The sequence below is a fragment of the Aeromonas sp. s13 genome, assembly GCF_040907905.1.
GTDB classification, from domain to species: domain Bacteria; phylum Pseudomonadota; class Gammaproteobacteria; order Enterobacterales; family Aeromonadaceae; genus Aeromonas; species Aeromonas veronii.
This window is the reverse complement of record NZ_JBFOCS010000085.1, coordinates 1-20,258: the sequence shown is the minus strand read 5'-3', so window position 1 is coordinate 20,258 and position 20,258 is coordinate 1. Positions and strand designations below refer to the sequence as shown.

The window sequence follows — 20,258 nt, the reverse complement described above, 5'->3', positions numbered from 1 at the left end:
ACCATCGGCCACGTTGACCACGGTAAAACCACCCTGACTGCAGCTATCACCAACGTGCTGGCCAAGCACTTCGGTGGTAAAGCTTTCGCCTTCGACCAGATCGACAAGGCACCGGAAGAGCGTGAGCGTGGTATCACCATCAACACCTCCCACGTAGAATACGACACCGCTACCCGTCACTACGCCCACGTAGATTGCCCGGGTCACGCCGACTACGTTAAAAACATGATCACCGGTGCTGCCCAGATGGACGGCGCGATCCTGGTAGTAGCAGCGACTGACGGCCCGATGCCGCAGACTCGTGAGCACATCCTGCTGGGTCGTCAGGTTGGTATCCCGTACATGATCGTGTTCATGAACAAGTGTGACATGGTTGATGACGAAGAGCTGCTCGAACTGGTTGAGATGGAAGTTCGTGAACTGCTGACCGAGTACGACTTCCCGGGTGATGACCTGCCGGTAGTTCGCGGTTCCGCACTGAAAGCGCTGGAAGGCGACGCTCAGTGGGAAGAGAAGATCATCGAGCTGGCTGGCCACCTGGATACCTACATCCCGGAGCCGGAGCGCGCGATTGACCAGCCGTTCCTGATGCCTATCGAAGACGTATTCTCTATCGCTGGCCGTGGTACTGTAGTTACCGGTCGTGTAGAGCGCGGTATCGTTAAAGTAGGTGAGACCGTAGAAATCGTTGGTATCAAAGATACCGTTTCTACCACCTGTACCGGTGTAGAAATGTTCCGCAAGCTGCTGGACGAAGGTCGTGCAGGCGAGAACATCGGCGCGCTGCTGCGTGGTGTTAAGCGTGAAGACGTAGAGCGTGGTCAGGTACTGGCCAAGCCGGGTTCTATCAAGCCGCACACCAAGTTCGAATCTGAAGTGTACGTACTGTCCAAAGAAGAAGGTGGTCGTCATACCCCGTTCTTCAAAGGCTACCGTCCGCAGTTCTACTTCCGTACTACCGACGTGACCGGTACCATCGAACTGCCGGAAGGCGTAGAGATGGTAATGCCGGGCGACAACATCAAAATGGTTGTTACCCTGATTGCGCCGATCGCGATGGACGACGGTCTGCGTTTCGCTATCCGTGAAGGTGGCCGTACCGTAGGTGCCGGTGTTGTAGCCAGCGTAATCGCTTAATCTTTGGCTTACATAAATAAAGCAAAGCCCCTATAATAGGGGCTTTCTTGTGTAGGGGCGTAGTTCGAATTGGTAGAACAGCGGTCTCCAAAACCGATGGTTGCGGGTTCGAGTCCTGCCGCCCCTGCCATATACCTCGTCTCGTACGGGGCTTTTGTGTCTTTGGTTACGTCAGATACAGGTGGGTTGTATGAGTGTTAGTTCTGAGAGCCAGGGCGGAAGCAAGGATACCCTGCTTTGGGGCCTGGTTTTCATTATCCTGGCGGCCGCTGTAGTGGGTAATTACCTGCTCAACGATGTTGTCGCTGCCGTCCGCGCCCTGGGTGTGGTCGTTGTCATTGCTGCTGCTGGTGCAGTAGCCCTGCAAACCACCAAGGGAAAGGCAACACTGGCATTCGCCCGTGAGTCTCGCCTGGAAGTCCGCAAGGTCGTATGGCCGACCCGTCAGGAAGCCATTCAGACAACCCTGATTGTGCTGGCGGTGACCGCCGTGATGGGGCTGCTGCTGTTCGTTCTGGACGGTGCCTTGGTCTGGTTGGTCAACCTGATTACCGGTGTGTAAGGATAAGCCATGACTGAACAACGTGAACAACGTATGAGATGGTATGTCGTGCAGGCTTTTTCCGGCTATGAAGGCCGTGTAGCCAAGTCCCTGCGTGAACATATCAAGATGCATGGCATGGAAGACATGTTCGGTGAAGTACTGGTCCCGACCGAAGAAGTGGTCGAGATGCGTGCTGGCCAGAAGCGCAAGAGTGAGCGCAAGTTTTTCCCGGGTTATGTCTTGGTCCAGATGATCATGGATGAAACCACATGGCACTTGGTGCGTAACGTACCGCGCGTCATGGGCTTCATCGGCGGTACTTCCGACCGTCCGGCACCGATCTCCGACAAAGAGGCTGATGCCATCCTGAACCGTCTGCAGGATGCCCACGACAAGCCGCGTCCGAAAACCCTGTTTGAACCGGGTGAAATGGTGCGGGTTGCCGATGGTCCGTTTGCCGACTTCAACGGTACCGTTGAAGAAGTCGATTATGAGAAGAGCCGCGTGAAGGTCTCTGTACTGATCTTCGGCCGTTCTACTCCTGTTGAACTGGATTTTGGTCAGGTCGAAAAAGGCTGATCGAATTCTGTACGTTTAACGGTTGTCAGGGGCAGCGAATATCTCTATAATTCGCTGCCCCTTTATTAGTTGGGGAGCCGTTTGCAGGAGCATGTCTCCGAGGCGCTAGAACCCATATTTGAGGTAATTTCCTAATGGCTAAGAAAGTCACAGCTTATATAAAGCTGCAGGTTGCTGCTGGTGCAGCCAACCCGTCTCCTCCCGTTGGTCCTGCACTGGGTCAACACGGTGTTAACATCATGGAATTCTGTAAGGCGTTCAACGCTCGTACAGAGAAGCTGGAAAAAGGTTCACCGACTCCGGTCGTGATCACCGTTTACAGCGACCGTTCCTTCACCTTCGAAACCAAGACCCCGCCTGCTTCCTTCCTGCTGAAGAAAGCTGCTGGCATCAAGTCTGGTTCTTCCAAGCCGAACAAAGACAAGGTTGGTAAGGTGACCGTTGCCCAGCTGCAAGAAATCGCCAAGACCAAAGAGCCGGATATGACTGGTGCCGATCTGGATGCAAAAGTACGTTGCATCGCCGGCTCCGCTCGTTCCATGGGTCTGGTAGTGGAGGATTAAGACAATGGCTAAACTTTCCAAGCGTATGCGCGTTATTCGCGAAAAAGTTGACGGTACCAAAGAGTACTCCATCAACGAAGCCATTGCCCTGCTGAAAGAACTGGCTACCGCCAAGTTCGTTGAAAGCGTTGACGTTGCTGTCAACCTGGGTATCGACGCTCGTAAATCTGACCAGAACGTACGTGGTGCTACTGTACTGCCGCACGGTACTGGTCGTGATGTACGCGTTGCCGTATTTACCCAAGGTGCCAACGCCGAAGCAGCTAAAGCTGCCGGTGCTGACCTGGTAGGTATGGATGACCTGGCCGATCTGGTTAAGAAAGGCGAGATGAACTTCGACGTAGTTATCGCATCCCCGGATGCCATGCGCGTTGTTGGTCAACTGGGTCAAATCCTGGGCCCGCGCGGCCTGATGCCGAACCCGAAAGTTGGTACTGTAACTCCTAACGTTGCCGAAGCTGTCAAGAACGCCAAGGCTGGTCAGGTTCGTTACCGTAACGACAAGAATGGTATCATCCATACCACTCTGGGTAAGGTTTCTTTCAACGAAGTTCAGCTGAAAGAAAACTTGGAAGCTCTGCTGGTTGCCCTGAAAAAAGGCAAGCCCTCTTCCGCCAAAGGTCAATTCATCAAGAAAGTCAGCATCTCCACCACCATGGGTGCCGGTGTTGCCGTAGACCAAGCTTCTCTGGAAGCTCAGGCCTAATTGATGGGTTTTACAAGGCGCAAAATTTAATCTATAATTTTGCGCCTTGATTGGTTGGGGGTTTCGACCTCCGTCCAAGACCGCAGGAGGCTGCAAAGCCTTAATGTTTCCTGCGTAGACGGTGCCGGAAACCCAGCGAGAAAGATTCTTTCTCTTCTGGAATCCTGCTACCGCATCGTTCCCCTCTGTTGTAAAGGTAGGGGGGATGTGTCAGTACTGGGTCAATAGACCCGGATTCAATCCAGGAGTTAAGCCAATGGCATTGGGACTCGAAGACAAAAAGGCAATTGTTGCTGAAGTCAACGAAGCTGCCAAAGGCGCTCTTTCTGCAGTTGTTGCCGATTCTCGCGGTGTAACTGTAGACAAGATGACCGTCCTGCGTAAAACCGCTCGTGAAGCCGGTGTGTACATGCGCGTTGTGCGTAACACCCTGCTGCGTCGCGCGGTAGAAGGTACCGAATACGAGTGCCTGAACGACGCATTTACCGGTCCTACCTTGATTGCTTTCTCTAACGAACACCCGGGCGCTGCTGCTCGTCTGTTCAAAGAGTTTGCCAAAGCGAACCAAAAGTTCGAAATCAAGGCTGGCGCTTTTAACGGTGAGTTTATCGCCGCAGCACAAATTGATCGTCTGGCCACGCTGCCGACTTACGAAGAAGCAATTGCGAAGTTGATGGCGACTATGAAAGAAGCCTCTGCTGGCAAGCTGGTTCGTACTATCGCTGCTGTTCGCGACCAGAAACAAGCTGCTGCTTGATTCTCGCCTATTTAGGCTGTTTGAGTTTATTCAACATCAGGAATTTTTGTCATGTCTATCACTAAAGACCAAATCATCGAAGCCGTTGCTTCCATGTCCGTAATGGAAGTTGTTGAGCTGATCGAAGCTATGGAAGAGAAGTTCGGTGTTTCTGCCGCTGCTGCCGTAATGGCTGGCCCGGCTGCTGCTGAAGCAGTAGAAGAGAAGACCGAGTTCGACGTAGTTCTGACTGCTGCTGGCGCCAACAAAGTTGCCGTTATCAAAGCCGTTCGTGGCGCTACCGGTCTGGGCCTGAAAGAAGCCAAAGATCTGGTAGAAGCTGCTCCGGCTAACCTGAAGGAAGGCGTGTCCAAGGACGAAGCTGAAGCTCTGAAGAAAGAGCTGGAAGCTGCCGGTGCTTCTGTTGAGATCAAATAATCTGCATTTATGTAGATTAGCCTGATAAAACAGGCTAGGGCTGGTGAATTTTTGTTCACCAGCCTTTTTGCGCTGTAGACTGAGAGCATTTCACACCGTTTACGACTCTCGGTGCACCAGCAATCCGGACTGTCTTCTTTCGTCCGGGCCAACACAAAACGGTGTTGAGACAGAGCTGTCCCGCGGGACAGAGTGGGTCACTTATCAGCGAGCTGAGGAACCCTATGGTTTACTCTTATACCGAAAAAAAACGCATTCGTAAGGACTTCGGTAAGCGAGACCAGGTACTGGACACGCCTTATCTGTTGTCCATTCAGCTGGACTCCTTCAAGCAGTTCATCGAGGCTGACCCGGAAGGTGAATATGGCCTAGAGGCCGCTTTCCGTAGCGTTTTCCCGATCACCAGTTACTCCGGTAGTGCTGAGCTTCAGTATGTCAGCTATCGCCTGGGTGAGCCGGTATTTGACGTAAAAGAATGCCAGATCCGTGGAGTGACCTACTCCGCGCCGCTGCGTGTCAAGCTTCGTATGGTTCTGTACGACCGTGAAGCAGCTGCCGGCACCGTCAAAGACATCAAGGAACAAGAAGTATACATGGGCGAAATTCCGCTCATGACCGAGAACGGCACCTTTGTTATCAATGGTACCGAGCGGGTTATCGTCTCCCAGCTGCACCGCAGCCCGGGCGTCTTCTTCGACCACGATAAAGGCAAAACTCATTCATCCGGTAAGGTACTGTATAACGCTCGCGTTATCCCCTACCGTGGCTCCTGGCTGGACTTCGAGTTCGATGCTAAAGACAACCTGTTTGTCCGTATCGACCGTCGTCGCAAACTGCCAGCATCCATTATTCTGCGCGCCCTGGACTTCACTTCCGAACAAATCCTGGCCACCTTCTTCGAGACCATCGGTTTTGAAGTAAAAGATGGCAAGTTGATGATGGATCTGGTGCCGGAGCGTCTGCGTGGTGAAACTGCGACCTTTGACATCGTGGCCAATGGCGCCGTGGTGGTTGAGACCGGTCGTCGTGTGACTGCGCGTCACATCCGTCAGTTGGAAAAAGACGCCGTTACCCAAATTGAGGTGCCGGTTGAGTATGTTGTTGGCAAGGTTGCTGCCAAGGACTACGCACATCCGCAAACTGGCGAGATGGTCGTGACCGCCAACCAGGCGCTGAGCCTGGAAGCGATCGCCAACCTGTCCCAAGCCGGCTTCAAGCATTTCGAGGTTCTGTTCACCAACGAACTGGATCACGGTGCTTACATGTCCGAGACCCTGCGTGTCGACTCCAGCTCCAACCGTTTGGAAGCGCTGGTCGAGATCTATCGCATGATGCGTCCGGGCGAGCCGCCTACTCGCGAAGCTGCAGAACAGCTGTTCGAAAACCTGTTCTTCTCCGCCGAGCGTTACGACCTGTCTACCGTAGGTCGGATGAAGTTCAACCGCCGTCTGGGTCGTGAAGACGAGACTGGCGCGGGTGTACTGACCAAAGACGACATCGTCGATGTGATGAAGCGCCTGATCGACATCCGTAACGGTAACGACGAAGTGGACGATATCGACCACTTGGGTAACCGTCGTATCCGTTCTGTCGGTGAAATGGCTGAAAACCAGTTCCGCGTCGGTCTGGTGCGTGTCGAGCGTGCGGTCAAGGAGCGTCTCTCCCTGGGCGACCTGGACACCCTGATGCCGCAGGATCTGATCAACGCCAAGCCGATCTCCGCCGCAGTCAAAGAGTTCTTTGGTTCCAGTCAGCTGTCCCAGTTTATGGACCAGAACAACCCGCTCTCCGAAGTGACCCACAAGCGTCGTATTTCCGCGCTGGGCCCGGGCGGTTTGACCCGTGAGCGTGCCGGCTTTGAAGTCCGAGACGTACACCCGACCCACTACGGTCGTCTGTGCCCTATCGAGACTCCTGAAGGTCCGAACATCGGTCTGATCAACTCTCTGTCCGTGTACTCTCGTACCAACGAGTACGGTTTCCTCGAGACCCCGTACCGCAAGGTCATTGACGGTGTGATCACCGACGAAGTGGACTACCTGTCTGCTATTGAAGAAGGCAAGTACGTGATCGCACAGGCTAACGCCGCGACCACCGAAGATGGCCGTCTGAAAGATGAATTGATCCCGTGCCGTCACAAAGGTGAATCCACCTTTATGAACGCCGACCAGATCCAGTATATGGACGTGAGCCCGCAGCAGATCGTATCTGTGGCAGCGGCTCTGATCCCGTTCCTGGAACACGATGACGCGAACCGCGCATTGATGGGTTCAAACATGCAACGTCAGGCAGTACCGACTCTGCGTGCTGACAAGCCGCTGGTAGGTACCGGTATGGAACGCGCTGTGGCCGTTGACTCCGGTGTAACCGTAGTGGCCAAGCGTGGCGGCGTAATCGACTATGTCGATGCCTCCCGTATCGTCCTGAAGGTCAATGAAGATGAGCTGATGCCAGGCGAAGCCGGTATCGACATCTACAACCTGACCAAATACACCCGTTCCAACCAGAACACCTGTATCAACCAGCGTCCTTGCGTGATGTTGGGTGAGCCGGTGATGGCTGGTGACGTACTGGCTGACGGCCCGTCCACCGATCTGGGTGAACTGGCACTGGGTCAGAACATGCGCGTCGCGTTCATGCCGTGGAACGGTTACAACTTCGAAGACTCGATCCTGGTGAACGAGCGTGTTGTTCAGGAAGATCGCCTGACCACCATCCATATCCAGGAACTGGCCTGTATCTCCCGTGACACCAAGCTGGGTCCGGAAGAGATCACTGCTGACATCCCGAACGTGGGTGAAGCCGCTCTGTCCAAGCTGGACGAGTCCGGTATCGTCTATGTGGGTGCCGAAGTGAAGGGCGGCGACATTCTGGTCGGTAAGGTAACCCCGAAAGGTGAAACCCAGCTGACGCCGGAAGAGAAGCTGCTGCGCGCCATCTTCGGTGAGAAGGCGTCCGATGTGAAGGACTCCTCCCTGCGTGTACCGAACGGTGTGTACGGTACCGTGGTTGACGTGCAAGTCTTTACCCGCGATGGCGTGGAAAAAGACAAGCGCGCCAAAGAAATCGAAGAGATGCAACTGAAGGAAGCGAAGAAGGACTTGACCGAAGAGTTCAAGATCCTGGAAGACGGCATTTTCGGCCGCTCCCGCAACCTGCTGCTGGCCGCCGGTTACAGCGAAGATCGTCTGAACAAGCTCGATCGCTCCAAGTGGTTTGAACTGGCCATCGAAGACGAAGGCAAGCAGACCGAACTGGAACAGATCGCTGAACAGCACGTTGAGCTGAAAGCCGAGTTCGACAAGAAATTCGAGAACAAGCGTCGCAAGATTATCCAGGGTGATGATCTGGCACCGGGCGTACTGAAAATCGTCAAGGTTTATCTGGCAGTCAAGCGTCGCATCCAGCCGGGTGACAAGATGGCGGGCCGTCACGGTAACAAGGGTGTTATCTCTAAGATCTGTCCGGTCGAGGATATGCCTCATGACGAGTTCGGCCGTCCGGTCGACATCGTACTGAACCCGTTGGGCGTACCATCCCGTATGAACATCGGTCAGATCCTCGAAGTGCACCTGGGCCTTGCGGCCAAGGGTATCGGCGAGAAGATCGATCGCATGGTCAAAGAGCAGCGCGAGCTGCACGAGATGCGCAACTTCCTGCAACAGGTCTATGACCTGGGCGAGAAGGACACCCAGCAAGTGAACATCGCCGAACTGTCTGATGACGACGTACGTACCCTGGTGGGTAACCTGCGTAAGGGTCTGCCGGTTGCTACTCCAGTGTTTGATGGTGCCAAAGAGCGCGAAATCAAAGCCCTGCTGAAGCTGGCCGATCTGCCGGAATCCGGTCAGATTGATCTGTTCGATGGCCGTACCGGTAACCGCTTCGAGCGTAAAGTAACCGTTGGTTACATGTACATGCTCAAGCTGAACCACTTGGTCGACGACAAGATGCACGCGCGTTCTACCGGTTCTTACAGCCTGGTTACCCAGCAGCCGCTGGGTGGTAAGGCTCAGTTCGGTGGTCAGCGTTTCGGTGAGATGGAAGTGTGGGCCCTGGAGGCTTACGGTGCGGCATATACCCTGCAGGAAATGCTGACCGTCAAGTCTGACGATGTGAATGGCCGTACCAAGATGTATAAGAACATCGTGGATGGCGACCACCGTATGGAGCCGGGCATGCCCGAATCCTTCAACGTATTGCTGAAGGAAATCCGCTCTCTGGGTATCAACATCGAGCTGGACGAAGAGTAAGAGCTCGCTCTTATTGTTCGAGAATTGACGTGGGCGCCCCGCTGTTTTGGCAGCCGGGGCGCCGAGGTTAGACTCCTGACAGGGGAAACACGTGAAAGACTTACTCAAGTTTTTGAAGGCTCAGACCAAGACCGAAGAGTTTGACAGTATCAAGATCGGTCTGGCCTCTCCTGACATGATCCGCTCCTGGTCATTCGGTGAGGTCAAAAAGCCTGAGACCATCAACTACCGGACTTTCAAGCCGGAGCGTGATGGTCTGTTCTGCGCCCGTATCTTCGGACCGGTGAAGGACTACGAGTGTCTGTGCGGCAAGTACAAGCGCCTGAAACACCGTGGTGTGATCTGTGAGAAGTGCGGCGTTGAAGTGACCCAGACCAAGGTCCGTCGTGAGCGTATGGGCCACATCGAGCTGGCCAGCCCGACTGCCCACATCTGGTTCCTGAAGTCCCTGCCGTCCCGTATCGGTCTGCTGCTGGACATGACCCTGCGCGACATCGAGCGCGTGCTTTACTTCGAATCTTTCGTGGTAATCGAGCCGGGCATGACCAACCTCGAACGCAGCCAGATGCTCTCTGAAGAGCAGTACCTGGATGCGCTGGAAGAGTGGGGCGACGAATTTGACGCCAAGATGGGTGCCGAAGCAATCCTGGCATTGCTGCGCGCTATCGATCTGGAAGGTGAAGTCAAAACCATGCGTGAGGAGCTGGATCAAACCAACTCCGAGACCAAGCGCAAGAAGACCACCAAGCGTCTGAAGCTGATGGAAGCTTTCCTGCAGTCCGGCAACAAGCCGGAGTGGATGATCATGACAGTGCTGCCTGTGCTGCCGCCGGACCTGCGTCCGCTGGTACCGCTGGACGGCGGCCGTTTCGCTACTTCCGATCTGAACGATCTGTACCGTCGCGTGATCAACCGTAACAACCGCTTGAAGCGTCTGCTGGATCTGGCTGCTCCGGACATCATCGTGCGCAACGAAAAGCGTATGCTGCAAGAGTCCGTCGATGCCCTGCTGGATAACGGCCGTCGCGGTCGTGCCATCACCGGTTCCAACAAGCGCCCGCTGAAATCCTTGGCCGACATGATCAAGGGTAAGCAGGGTCGTTTCCGTCAGAACCTGCTCGGTAAGCGTGTCGACTACTCCGGTCGTTCCGTTATCACCGTAGGCCCGACTCTGCGTCTGCATCAGTGCGGTCTGCCGAAGAAGATGGCGCTGGAACTGTTCAAGCCGTTCATCTATGGCAAGCTGGAAACCCGCGGTCTGGCGACCACGATCAAGGCCGCCAAGAAGATGGTGGAGCGCGAGGAAGCTGTTGTTTGGGATATCCTGGACGAAGTGATCCGCGAACACCCGGTTCTGCTGAACCGTGCACCGACTCTGCACCGTCTGGGTATCCAGGCATTCGAACCGACTCTGGTCGAAGGCAAGGCAATCCAGCTGCACCCGCTGGTTTGTGCTGCGTATAACGCGGACTTCGATGGTGACCAGATGGCGGTCCACGTACCGCTGACCCTGGAAGCCCAGCTTGAAGCGCGTGCGCTGATGATGTCTACCAACAACATCCTGTCGCCTGCCTCCGGTGAGCCGATCATCGTTCCTTCTCAGGACGTGGTCTTGGGTCTGTACTACATGACCCGTGCCCGTATCAACGCCAAAGGCGAAGGTATGGTGCTGGCCGGCCCGAAAGAAGCCGAGAAAGTATATCGCGCCGGTCTGGCCGATCTGCATGCTCGTGTGAAAGTACGCATTACCGAATACCTGCGTCAGGAAGACGGTTCTCTGCGTGAACACACCGAGATGAAGAACACCACCGTTGGTCGTGCGATCCTGAGCCTGATCCTGCCGAAAGGCATGGAATACGCCCTGATCGACGAGCCGAAGGTGCTGACTGCTGCAGAACAGGCTGATCTGGATGCCAATCCGCAGAACTGGATCAAGTGCGTATCCAACAAGGCGCTGGGCAAAAAGCTCATCTCCCGTCTGCTGAACACCTGCTATCGCAAGCAGGGCCTGAAGGACACCGTTATCTTCGCTGACCAGCTGATGTATACCGGTTTCCACTACGCGGCCCTGTCCGGTGCTTCCGTTGGTATCGATGACATGGTCATCCCGGATGCCAAGAAAGACATCATCGCAGCAGCCGAAGCCGAAGTTGCCGAGATCCAGGACCAGTTCCTGTCAGGTCTGGTAACTGCGGGCGAGCGTTACAACAAGGTTATCGATATCTGGGCCAGCGCCAACGAGCGCGTCTCCAAGGCCATGATGGAGAACTTGTCCAAAGAGCGTAACGTCAACTCGCTGGGTGAAGAAGAAGAGCAGGCCTCGTTCAACAGCATCTTTATGATGGCCGACTCTGGTGCGCGTGGTTCCGCCGCCCAGATCCGTCAGCTGGCCGGTATGCGTGGCCTGATGGCCAAGCCGGATGGCTCCATCATCGAGACCCCGATCATCGCGAACTTCCGCGAAGGTCTGAACGTACTGCAGTACTTTATCTCTACCCACGGTGCTCGTAAGGGTCTGGCGGATACCGCACTGAAGACTGCGAACTCCGGTTACCTGACTCGTCGTCTGGTAGACGTGGCGCAAGACATGGTGATCACCGAGGACGATTGCGGCACTACCGACGGTCTGTGGATGACTCCGCTGATCGAGGGTGGCGACGTGGTCGAGCCGCTGCGTGAGCGCGTGCTGGGTCGTGTGGTGGCAGAAGATGTCATCAAGCCGGGTACCGAGGACGAGATCCTGGTTGCTCGCAACACCCTGCTCGACGAGCAGCTGTGTGACCTGCTGGAGCGTAACTCCGTTGACCGTGTGAAGGTTCGTTCTGCCATCACCTGTGAAACTGACTTCGGTAACTGTGCTCACTGCTACGGCCGTGATCTGGCCCGTGGTCACCTGGTTAACAAGGGTGAGGCTGTCGGTGTTATCGCCGCCCAGTCCATCGGTGAACCGGGTACCCAGCTGACGATGCGTACTTTCCACATCGGTGGTGCTGCATCTCGTGCCGCTGCTGAAAGCAGCATCCAGGTCAAGAACACCGGTACCATCAAGCTGCAGAACGCCAAGTTCGTTCACAACAGCGATGACAAACTGGTTATCACCTCACGTTCTACCGAACTGACCATCATGGACGACATGGGCCGTACCAAGGAAAGCCACAAGCTGCCTTACGGTTCCGTGCTGGAAGTGAAGGACGGCCAGGCCGTGAGCGCTGGCGAGACCGTTGCCAACTGGGATCCGCACACCCACCCGATCATCACCGAAGTGGCAGGTCGCCTGCAGTTCGAACACATGATCGATGGCGTGACCATCACTCGTCAGACCGACGAGCTGACCGGTCTCTCTTCTATCGTTGTTCTGGACGTCAACGAGCGTCCGAGCGCCGGTAAAGAGATGCGTCCGACCGTTAAACTGGTCGACCTGAACGGCAAAGACGTGATGATCCCGGGTACCGATGTAGCCGCCCAGTACTTCCTGCCGGGCAAGGCGATCGTGAACCTGGAAGATGGTGCCAACGTGGGCGTGGGTGACGCGGTAGCGCGTATCCCGCAAGAGTCCGGCGGTACCAAGGACATCACCGGTGGTCTGCCGCGCGTTGCGGATCTGTTCGAAGCACGTCAACCGAAGGAACCGGCAATTCTGGCCGAGATCTCCGGTACCATCTCCTTCGGGAAAGAGACCAAGGGCAAACGCCGTCTGGTCATTACCCCGACCGATGGTGGCAACGTCTACGAAGAGATGATTCCGAAGTGGCGTAACCTGAACGTGTTCGAAGGTGAAAAAGTTGAGAAGGGTGAAGTGCTGGCGGACGGTCCTGAGTCTGCTCACGACATCCTGCGTCTGCGCGGTATCAGCCCGGTCGCCAACTACATCGCCAACGAAGTGCAGGACGTATACCGTCTGCAAGGCGTTAAGATCAACGACAAGCACATCGAAGTCATCGTTCGTCAGATGCTGCGCAAGTGCGAGATCCTGAGCGCTGGCGATACCGATCTGATCGAAGGCGAACAGGTTGAAGTGGCTCGTGTGAAGATTGCCAACCGTAAGCTGGTTGCCGAGGGCAAGACCCCTGCGACCTACCGTCATGTTCTGATGGGTATTACCAAGGCATCTCTGAGTACCGAGTCCTTCATCTCCGCAGCTTCCTTCCAGGAAACCACTCGCGTTCTGACCGAAGCCGCCGTAGGTGGCAAGCGTGATGAACTGCGTGGTCTGAAAGAGAACGTCATCGTGGGTCGTCTGATCCCGGCTGGTACCGGCTTTGCCTACCACCACAGCCGGATCAACCAGCGTGCTGCCGCAGCTCGTGCTGTTGGCACCCCGCAGGTGACCGCTGATGAAGCGGAGCAGAACCTGGCGGATCTGCTGAACGCAGCCGGTAGCTTCGACGAAGAATAACTCGTCATCCGTGATTAAAAAGGGCTCCTTCAAGGAGCCCTTTTTGTTGGCCAATTCCTCGGCAAAGGTATACGCAGCGCGGGTTTCAGGATGATCCAGAGCAAAGTTGTAGAGTAAAAAATCAAAAAAAGTTGACTTTACTCCCCTGCAATTTAAAACTCGGGAAAGTTGAATGGTTATTACAGGGGTAGAACATGACTGTCGGTATCGAGGAAGCCATGCTTCCCGAAGAACAGCTGATCAGCCGCACTTTTACAGATGAAGACAGGGAATTGTTGCGCTCATACGATGGGCTCATCGATGGCTTGGCCGAGCTGTTCGGCAAGCATTGTGAAGTGGTACTCCACTCCCTGGAAAATCTGCACGAGTCGGTGATCAAGATCGCCAACGGCTTCAATACCGGACGCACCCTCGGGGCGCCCATCACCGATCTCGCCCTGCGCATGCTCAAGGACATCGAGAGCACCGGCCAGGATTACACCCAGAGCTATTTCGCTCGCAGCCGTACCGGCGCGCTGATGAAGTCGAGCACTATCGCCATTCGCAACAGCGAGCGGCAAGTGGTGGGGCTTATCTGCATCAACCTGCATATCAATGCGCCTTTCCACGAGTTCGTGGCCGAATTTTTCCCGACGCCCCAGCAGGCGGCGCGTCAGTCACCAGAGACCTTCGCCAACAGCGTGGAAGAGCTGGTTGCCCAGACGGTGGATAACACCATCGACGAGATCAATCGCGATCCCACCGTGGCCAACAATGCCAAGAACCGCTTCATCGTGACCCAGCTGTTCGAGAAGGGCATTTTCGATATCAAGGATTCGATCAATCTGGTGGCGGACAAACTCAATATTTCAAAACATACCGTTTATCTTTACATCCGACAGCGCAAGCAGGGTGAAGACGAGAACGAGTAACTCATTCCAGAAGGGGATAGATGAATGGCTAAAGAAGTGATTGCAACCGACAAGGCGCCTGCCGCGATTGGTCCGTATGTTCAGGCTACCAAGGTTGGCGAGATGATCTTCACCTCCGGGCAGATCCCGCTCGATCCTGCCACCATGGAGATCGTGGCTGGCGGCATCGAAGAGCAGGCCGAGCGGGTGATGAAGAATCTGGTCGCCGTGTTGCAAGCTGCCGGTGCCGATGCCAGCAAAGTGGTCAAAACCACCTGCTTCCTGAGTGACATGAACAACTTCGTTGCTTTCAATCAGATCTATGCCCGCTACTTTGGCGATGCGGCGCCAGCCCGCTCCTGCGTGGAGGTGGCCCGTCTGCCGAAAGATGTGCTGGTCGAGGTCGAGGCGATTGCCCATCTCTGATCAACAGATCGAATCAAGCCCCTCCTGGCAGGGGCTTTTTTGTTTTTGGCGTAAAATGGACCGGGTCAGCACAGGAGTCCTGCTATGAGTCTGAGTTTTGCCATTCTGGTCACGGGGCCTGCCTATGGCACCCAATCGGCCAGCACAGCCTATCGTTTTGCCCGCACCCTGTTGGCACAGGGGCATACCTTGTCCCACCTGTTCTTCTATCAGGATGGGGTATGCAACGGCAACGGTCTGCATCTGCCTGCATCCGATGAGACTGACCTGGTGCGTCTGTGGCGAGAGCTGGCAGCAGAGCAGGGGATCCGTATCGACGTCTGCGTCGCCGCTGCCATGCGACGTGGTGTGCTCGATGAGCAGGAGGCCAAGGGGGCAGGGCAGGTGCACTTCAATCTGCAAGCGCCATTTTGTCTGAGCGGTCTGGGCCAGTTGGCCGAGGCTGCGCTCACCGCCGATCGACTGGTTCAGTTCTAGGGGGAGTCATGAGCAAGAAAATCGCCTTTATATGCAGTCGTGGTCCCCATGGCCATGCCGCTGGCCGGGAAGGACTGGATGCCCTGCTGGCCACCTCGGCCATGACTGATGAGCTGGCCCTCTTCCTGATTGGGGACGGTGTGTTGCAACTGCTCAAGGAGCAGCAACCTGCCGCCATTTTGCAGCGCCACTACGCGCCCACCTTCAAAATGCTGGAACTCTACGATATCGAAGAGGTCTATGTTTGTGCTGACTCGCTGGCAGAGCGTGGCGTGACCGTGGATGATCTGCTGATCCCGGTCGAGAGTCTGCCGCGCCAGGAACTGGCTCGGCGCTGGGCACAATGTTCGACTCACATCAGCTTTTGAGGTCTCCATGTTGCATCTGATATTGAACTCCCCCTTTCAGAGTCAGGCTCTGGCAGAGGCGCTCTCATACCTTCAGCCCGAGGATGAGCTGGTACTGATGCAGGATGCCGTGATTGCGGCATCGGCTCCCCAGTGGAGCGCGCGGCTGGCGGGTATCCCGCTTTATGTAATGCAGGAAGATCTGCAAGCTCGCGGTTTGCAGCATCGGGTGGGTAATGTGCTCGATATGGCGGGTCTGGTGGCACTGATTGCGCAAAAAGGTTCCCCGCGCACCTGGGGTGGCTGAGAAGCATATTTTCAAGAAAATTCAAGGTGATGTCGTGAAATCAAACGGATCCGAATTGCCCTTTTGTGACGCAAATTGTATAAATCTTGACTCCCCAGACAACAGGGCATAAAATTTCGCGTCCCCGTATCTGCGGGGAGGATTTTCCACACGTTTATGAAGTCATTATCAGGAGCCTTTTGATGGCAACTATTAACCAGTTGGTTCGCAAGCCACGCATCAAGCTCGTTGTGAAAAGCAACGTGCCGGCGCTGGAAGCGTGCCCTCAGAAGCGTGGCGTATGCACTCGTGTATATACCACCACCCCGAAGAAGCCTAACTCTGCACTGCGTAAAGTGTGCCGTGTACGTCTGACCAACGGCTTCGAAGTCACCTCCTACATCGGCGGTGAAGGTCACAACCTGCAAGAGCACTCTGTTGTTCTGATCCGTGGCGGTCGTGTAAAAGACTTGCCAGGTGTTCGTTATCACACCGTTCGTGGTGCGTTGGACTGTGCCGGTGTTAAAGACCGTAAGCAGGCTCGCTCCAAGTATGGCGTGAAGCGTCCTAAAGCTTAATGGTTCTCCGTTAAGTAAGGCCAAACGTTAATTCGTTTCTAGTTAGATAGCTTTCTAGTTTTGGGTAATCCCTGAAGTTACGGAGAATTTGAAATGCCAAGACGTCGTGTTGTTGGTCAGCGTAAAATCCTGCCAGATCCCAAGTTCGGATCAGAGCTGCTGGCTAAATTTGTCAACGTAGTAATGGTTGACGGTAAGAAATCTGTTGCAGAAGCCATTGTTTATGGCGCCCTGGACATCATTGCCACCAAATCTGGCAAAGAGCACCTGGCCGTATTCGAAGAAGCTCTGGATAACATTCGTCCGGCGGTCGAGGTTAAATCTCGTCGCGTCGGTGGTGCAACCTATCAGGTGCCGGTAGAAGTTCGTCCGGTACGTCGCAATGCCCTGGCAATGCGCTGGTTGGTTGATGCCGCTCGTAAACGTGGTGAAAAATCAATGGCTCAGCGTCTGGCTGGCGAGCTGCTGGATGCCGCTGACAATAAGGGTTCGTCTGTCAAGAAACGTGAAGACGTTCACCGTATGGCTGAAGCGAACAAAGCCTTCGCTCACTTCCGCTGGTAATCCGCTTGCGCAGGGTCTTTTGACTCTGCGCACCTTTAATTATCTAGGGACAAGCGCCTTAGTAAGAGGATGACAATGGCTCGTACAACCCCCATTGAGCGTTATCGTAACATCGGTATCTCCGCTCACATTGACGCCGGTAAGACTACTACTACCGAGCGCGTACTGTTTTACACCGGTGTAAGTCACAAGATCGGTGAAGTTCACGATGGCGCTGCCACCATGGACTGGATGGAACAGGAACAAGAGCGTGGTATCACCATCACCTCCGCCGCGACCACCGCTTTCTGGTCCGGTATGGGTAAACAGTTCCAACCGCACCGTATCAACATCATCGATACCCCGGGCCACGTTGACTTTACTATCGAAGTAGAGCGTTCAATGCGTGTTCTGGACGGTGCCGTGATGGTGTACTGTGCCGTAGGTGGCGTACAGCCACAGTCTGAAACCGTATGGCGTCAGGCTAACAAGTACAAAGTTCCCCGTATCGCGTTCGTCAACAAGATGGACCGTACCGGCGCCAACTTCCTGCGCTGCGTTGAGCACATCAAGACCCGTCTGAAAGGTACTCCGGTTCCCCTTCAGCTGAACATCGGCTCTGAAGAGAACTTCAAGGGCGTTGTTGACCTGGTCAAGATGAAAGCCATCAACTGGAATGAAGCTGATCAGGGCGTATCCTTCGATTACGAAGACGTCCCGGCCGAGTTGCTGGAACAGGCGCAAGAAATGCGCATGAATCTGGTTGAAGCCGCTGCTGAAGCGTCTGAAGACCTGATGGAAAAATACCTGGGCGGCGAAGAGCTGACCGAGGAAGAGATCAAAGGTGCTCTGCGTCAGCGCGTGCTGAACAACGAAATCATCCTGGTAACCTGTGGCTCCGCGTTCAAGAACAAGGGCGTACAGGCAATGCTGGATGCCGTGATCGAGTACCTGCCGGCTCCGACCGACGTTGCTGCTATCGACGGCCTGAAAATGGACGGCGAGACCAAAGATGAGCGTCACGCTTCTGATGACGAGCCGTTCTCTGCTCTGGCGTTCAAGATCGCTACCGACCCGTTCGTTGGTAACCTGACCTTCTTCCGTGTCTACTCTGGCGTGATCAACTCCGGTGACACCGTGCTGAACTCCGTCAAGGACAAGCGCGAGCGTTTTGGCCGTATCGTTCAGATGCATGCCAACAAGCGTGAAGAGATCAAAGAAGTACGCGCTGGTGACATCGCTGCTGCTATCGGTCTGAAAGACGTGACCACTGGTGACACCCTGTGTGACCCGAACGCACCGATCATCCTCGAGCGTATGGAATTCCCAGAGCCGGTAATTTCTATCGCGGTTGAGCCGAAAACCAAGGCTGACCAAGAGAAGATGGGTCTGGCACTGGGCCGTCTGGCTCAGGAAGATCCGTCCTTCCGCGTATGGACTGACGAAGAGTCAGGTCAAACCATCATCGCTGGTATGGGTGAGCTGCACCTGGACATCATCGTTGACCGTATGCGTCGCGAGTTCAAGGTTGAAGCCAACGTAGGTAAGCCGCAGGTTGCCTACCGTGAAACCATCCGTACCACCGTTAAAGACATCGAAGGCAAGCATGCCAAGCAGTCTGGTGGTCGCGGTCAGTACGGTCATGTTGTTATCGACATGTACCCGCTGGAAGAAGGCAAAGCCTACGAGTTCGTCAACGACATCAAAGGTGGTGTCATTCCTGGTGAATTCATCCCGGGTGTCGATAAAGGTATCCGTGAGCAGCTCAAATCTGGTCCGCTGGCTGGTTACCCGGTTATGGATCTGGGTGTGCGTCTGCACTTCGGTTCTTACCACGATGTCGACTCTTCCGAACTGGCGTTCAAAATCGCTGCTTCCATGGCCTTTAAGGCTGGCTTCATGAAAGCCAACCCGGTTCTGCTCGAACCGATCATGAAAGTAGAAGTTGAAACTCCGGAAGATTACATGGGCGACGTTATCGGTGACCTGAACCGTCGTCGTGGCCTGATCGAAGGTATGGAAGATGGCCCGTCCGGCAAGATCGTACGTGCTCTGGTGCCGCTGGCCGAAATGTTCGGTTATGCAACTGCACTGCGTTCCGCTACCCAGGGTCGTGCTTCCTACGCCATGGAATTCGCCAAGTATCACGATGCACCGACCAACGTTGCACAAGCCGTGATCGAAGAGCGCAAATCCAAGTAATTTAAGATTCCCCGCCTACGACGGTAGGCGGGTTTAACCTAGAAGGACTACGTCGTGTCTAAAGAAAAATTTGAGCGTAATAAACCGCACGTAAACGTCGGCACCATCGGCCACGTTGACCACGGTAAAACCACCCTGACTGCAGCTATCACCAACGTGCTGGCCAAGCACTTCGGTGGTAAAGCTTTCGCCTTCGACCAGATCGACAAGGCACCGGAAGAGCGTGAGCGTGGTATCACCATCAACACCTCCCACGTAGAATACGACACCGCTACCCGTCACTACGCCCACGTAGATTGCCCGGGTCACGCCGACTACGTTAAAAACATGATCACCGGTGCTGCCCAGATGGACGGCGCGATCCTGGTAGTAGCAGCGACTGACGGCCCGATGCCGCAGACTCGTGAGCACATCCTGCTGGGTCGTCAGGTTGGTATCCCGTACATGATCGTGTTCATGAACAAGTGTGACATGGTTGATGACGAAGAGCTGCTCGAACTGGTTGAGATGGAAGTTCGTGAACTGCTGACCGAGTACGACTTCCCGGGTGATGACCTGCCGGTAGTTCGCGGTTCCGCACTGAAAGCGCTGGAAGGCGACGCTCAGTGGGAAGAGAAGATCATCGAGCTGGCTGGCCACCTGGATACCTACATCCCGGAGCCGGAGCGCGCGATTGACCAGCCGTTCCTGATGCCTATCGAAGACGTATTCTCTATCGCTGGCCGTGGTACTGTAGTTACCGGTCGTGTAGAGCGCGGTATCGTTAAAGTAGGTGAGACCGTAGAAATCGTTGGTATCAAAGATACCGTTTCTACCACCTGTACCGGTGTAGAAATGTTCCGCAAGCTGCTGGACGAAGGTCGTGCAGGCGAGAACATCGGCGCGCTGCTGCGTGGTGTTAAGCGTGAAGACGTAGAGCGTGGTCAGGTACTGGCCAAGCCGGGTTCTATCAAGCCGCACACCAAGTTCGAATCTGAAGTGTACGTACTGTCCAAAGAAGAAGGTGGTCGTCATACCCCGTTCTTCAAAGGCTACCGTCCGCAGTTCTACTTCCGTACTACCGACGTGACCGGTACCATCGAACTGCCGGAAGGCGTAGAGATGGTAATGCCGGGCGACAACATCAAAATGGTTGTTACCCTGATTGCGCCGATCGC

General features: G+C 55.1%; 18 protein-coding genes and 1 tRNA gene. All 19 read left to right on the top strand.

From position 1 onward, the window contains the following. Positions 1-1,137 (top strand): elongation factor Tu (gene tuf / locus AB5Y82_RS19900; RefSeq protein WP_115523187.1); only part of this gene is annotated, 1,137 nt, incomplete at its 5' end. A 53-nt stretch (positions 1,138-1,190) separates the two neighbouring features. Continuing rightward, positions 1,191-1,267, top strand: a tRNA-Trp gene (locus AB5Y82_RS19895). Between the two features lie 60 nt (positions 1,268-1,327). Further along, complete coding sequence (gene secE / locus AB5Y82_RS19890; protein ID WP_005306322.1) at positions 1,328-1,699, top strand: preprotein translocase subunit SecE; 372 nt, start codon at positions 1,328-1,330, stop codon at positions 1,697-1,699. A 9-nt stretch (positions 1,700-1,708) separates the two neighbouring features. Next, positions 1,709-2,260, top strand: a complete 552-nt coding sequence (gene nusG, locus AB5Y82_RS19885; protein ID WP_005306318.1) for a transcription termination/antitermination protein NusG — start codon at positions 1,709-1,711, stop codon at positions 2,258-2,260. Between the two features lie 134 nt (positions 2,261-2,394). Further along, positions 2,395-2,823, top strand: coding sequence for a 50S ribosomal protein L11 (gene rplK / locus AB5Y82_RS19880; protein ID WP_005339887.1), 429 nt, complete (start codon positions 2,395-2,397; stop codon positions 2,821-2,823). Positions 2,824-2,827: 4 nt separating this feature from the next. Then, entirely contained in the window at positions 2,828-3,529 is a 702-nt protein-coding gene (gene rplA / locus AB5Y82_RS19875; protein ID WP_005339888.1) for a 50S ribosomal protein L1, read from the top strand. A gap of 256 nt (positions 3,530-3,785) precedes the next feature. Next, the gene (rplJ, locus tag AB5Y82_RS19870) at positions 3,786-4,286 is read left to right on the top strand and encodes a 50S ribosomal protein L10 (protein ID WP_005339895.1); all 501 of its coding nucleotides are present in this window, start codon (positions 3,786-3,788) and stop codon (positions 4,284-4,286) included. 51 nt (positions 4,287-4,337) lie between these two features. Further along, complete coding sequence (gene rplL, locus AB5Y82_RS19865; RefSeq protein WP_005306304.1) at positions 4,338-4,703, top strand: 50S ribosomal protein L7/L12; 366 nt, start codon at positions 4,338-4,340, stop codon at positions 4,701-4,703. A gap of 224 nt (positions 4,704-4,927) precedes the next feature. Continuing rightward, entirely contained in the window at positions 4,928-8,956 is a 4,029-nt protein-coding gene (gene rpoB, locus AB5Y82_RS19860; protein ID WP_005339897.1) for a DNA-directed RNA polymerase subunit beta, read from the top strand. A 91-nt stretch (positions 8,957-9,047) separates the two neighbouring features. Next, positions 9,048-13,352 (top strand): DNA-directed RNA polymerase subunit beta', encoded by a 4,305-nt coding sequence (gene rpoC / locus AB5Y82_RS19855; protein WP_005339899.1) that lies wholly within the window; start codon positions 9,048-9,050, stop codon positions 13,350-13,352. Between the two features lie 194 nt (positions 13,353-13,546). Then, the gene (locus AB5Y82_RS19850) at positions 13,547-14,263 is read left to right on the top strand and encodes a transcriptional regulator (protein WP_005339902.1); all 717 of its coding nucleotides are present in this window, start codon (positions 13,547-13,549) and stop codon (positions 14,261-14,263) included. Positions 14,264-14,287: 24 nt separating this feature from the next. Beyond that, positions 14,288-14,668, top strand: a complete 381-nt coding sequence (locus tag AB5Y82_RS19845) for a RidA family protein (RefSeq protein ID WP_159142862.1) — start codon at positions 14,288-14,290, stop codon at positions 14,666-14,668. Between the two features lie 84 nt (positions 14,669-14,752). Next, positions 14,753-15,145: a sulfurtransferase complex subunit TusD gene (gene tusD, locus AB5Y82_RS19840; protein WP_042054810.1), complete on the top strand. Its 393-nt coding sequence runs from the start codon at positions 14,753-14,755 to the stop codon at positions 15,143-15,145. Positions 15,146-15,153: 8 nt separating this feature from the next. Next, on the top strand, positions 15,154-15,513 hold the full coding sequence (gene tusC, locus AB5Y82_RS19835; protein ID WP_005341830.1) for a sulfurtransferase complex subunit TusC: 360 nt from the start codon (positions 15,154-15,156) through the stop codon (positions 15,511-15,513). Between the two features lie 7 nt (positions 15,514-15,520). Beyond that, positions 15,521-15,799 carry a sulfurtransferase complex subunit TusB gene (gene tusB, locus AB5Y82_RS19830; protein ID WP_005339909.1) on the top strand — a complete coding sequence of 93 codons (279 nt, stop codon included), beginning with the start codon at positions 15,521-15,523 and terminating at the stop codon, positions 15,797-15,799. A 182-nt stretch (positions 15,800-15,981) separates the two neighbouring features. Beyond that, positions 15,982-16,356, top strand: coding sequence for a 30S ribosomal protein S12 (gene rpsL / locus AB5Y82_RS19825; protein WP_005306278.1), 375 nt, complete (start codon positions 15,982-15,984; stop codon positions 16,354-16,356). 93 nt (positions 16,357-16,449) lie between these two features. Next, positions 16,450-16,920 carry a 30S ribosomal protein S7 gene (gene rpsG / locus AB5Y82_RS19820; protein WP_005339911.1) on the top strand — a complete coding sequence of 157 codons (471 nt, stop codon included), beginning with the start codon at positions 16,450-16,452 and terminating at the stop codon, positions 16,918-16,920. 75 nt (positions 16,921-16,995) lie between these two features. Beyond that, positions 16,996-19,101: an elongation factor G gene (gene fusA / locus AB5Y82_RS19815; protein WP_021229318.1), complete on the top strand. Its 2,106-nt coding sequence runs from the start codon at positions 16,996-16,998 to the stop codon at positions 19,099-19,101. Between the two features lie 54 nt (positions 19,102-19,155). Further along, positions 19,156-20,258 (top strand): elongation factor Tu (tuf, locus tag AB5Y82_RS19810; protein ID WP_368171110.1); only part of this gene is annotated, 1,103 nt, incomplete at its 3' end.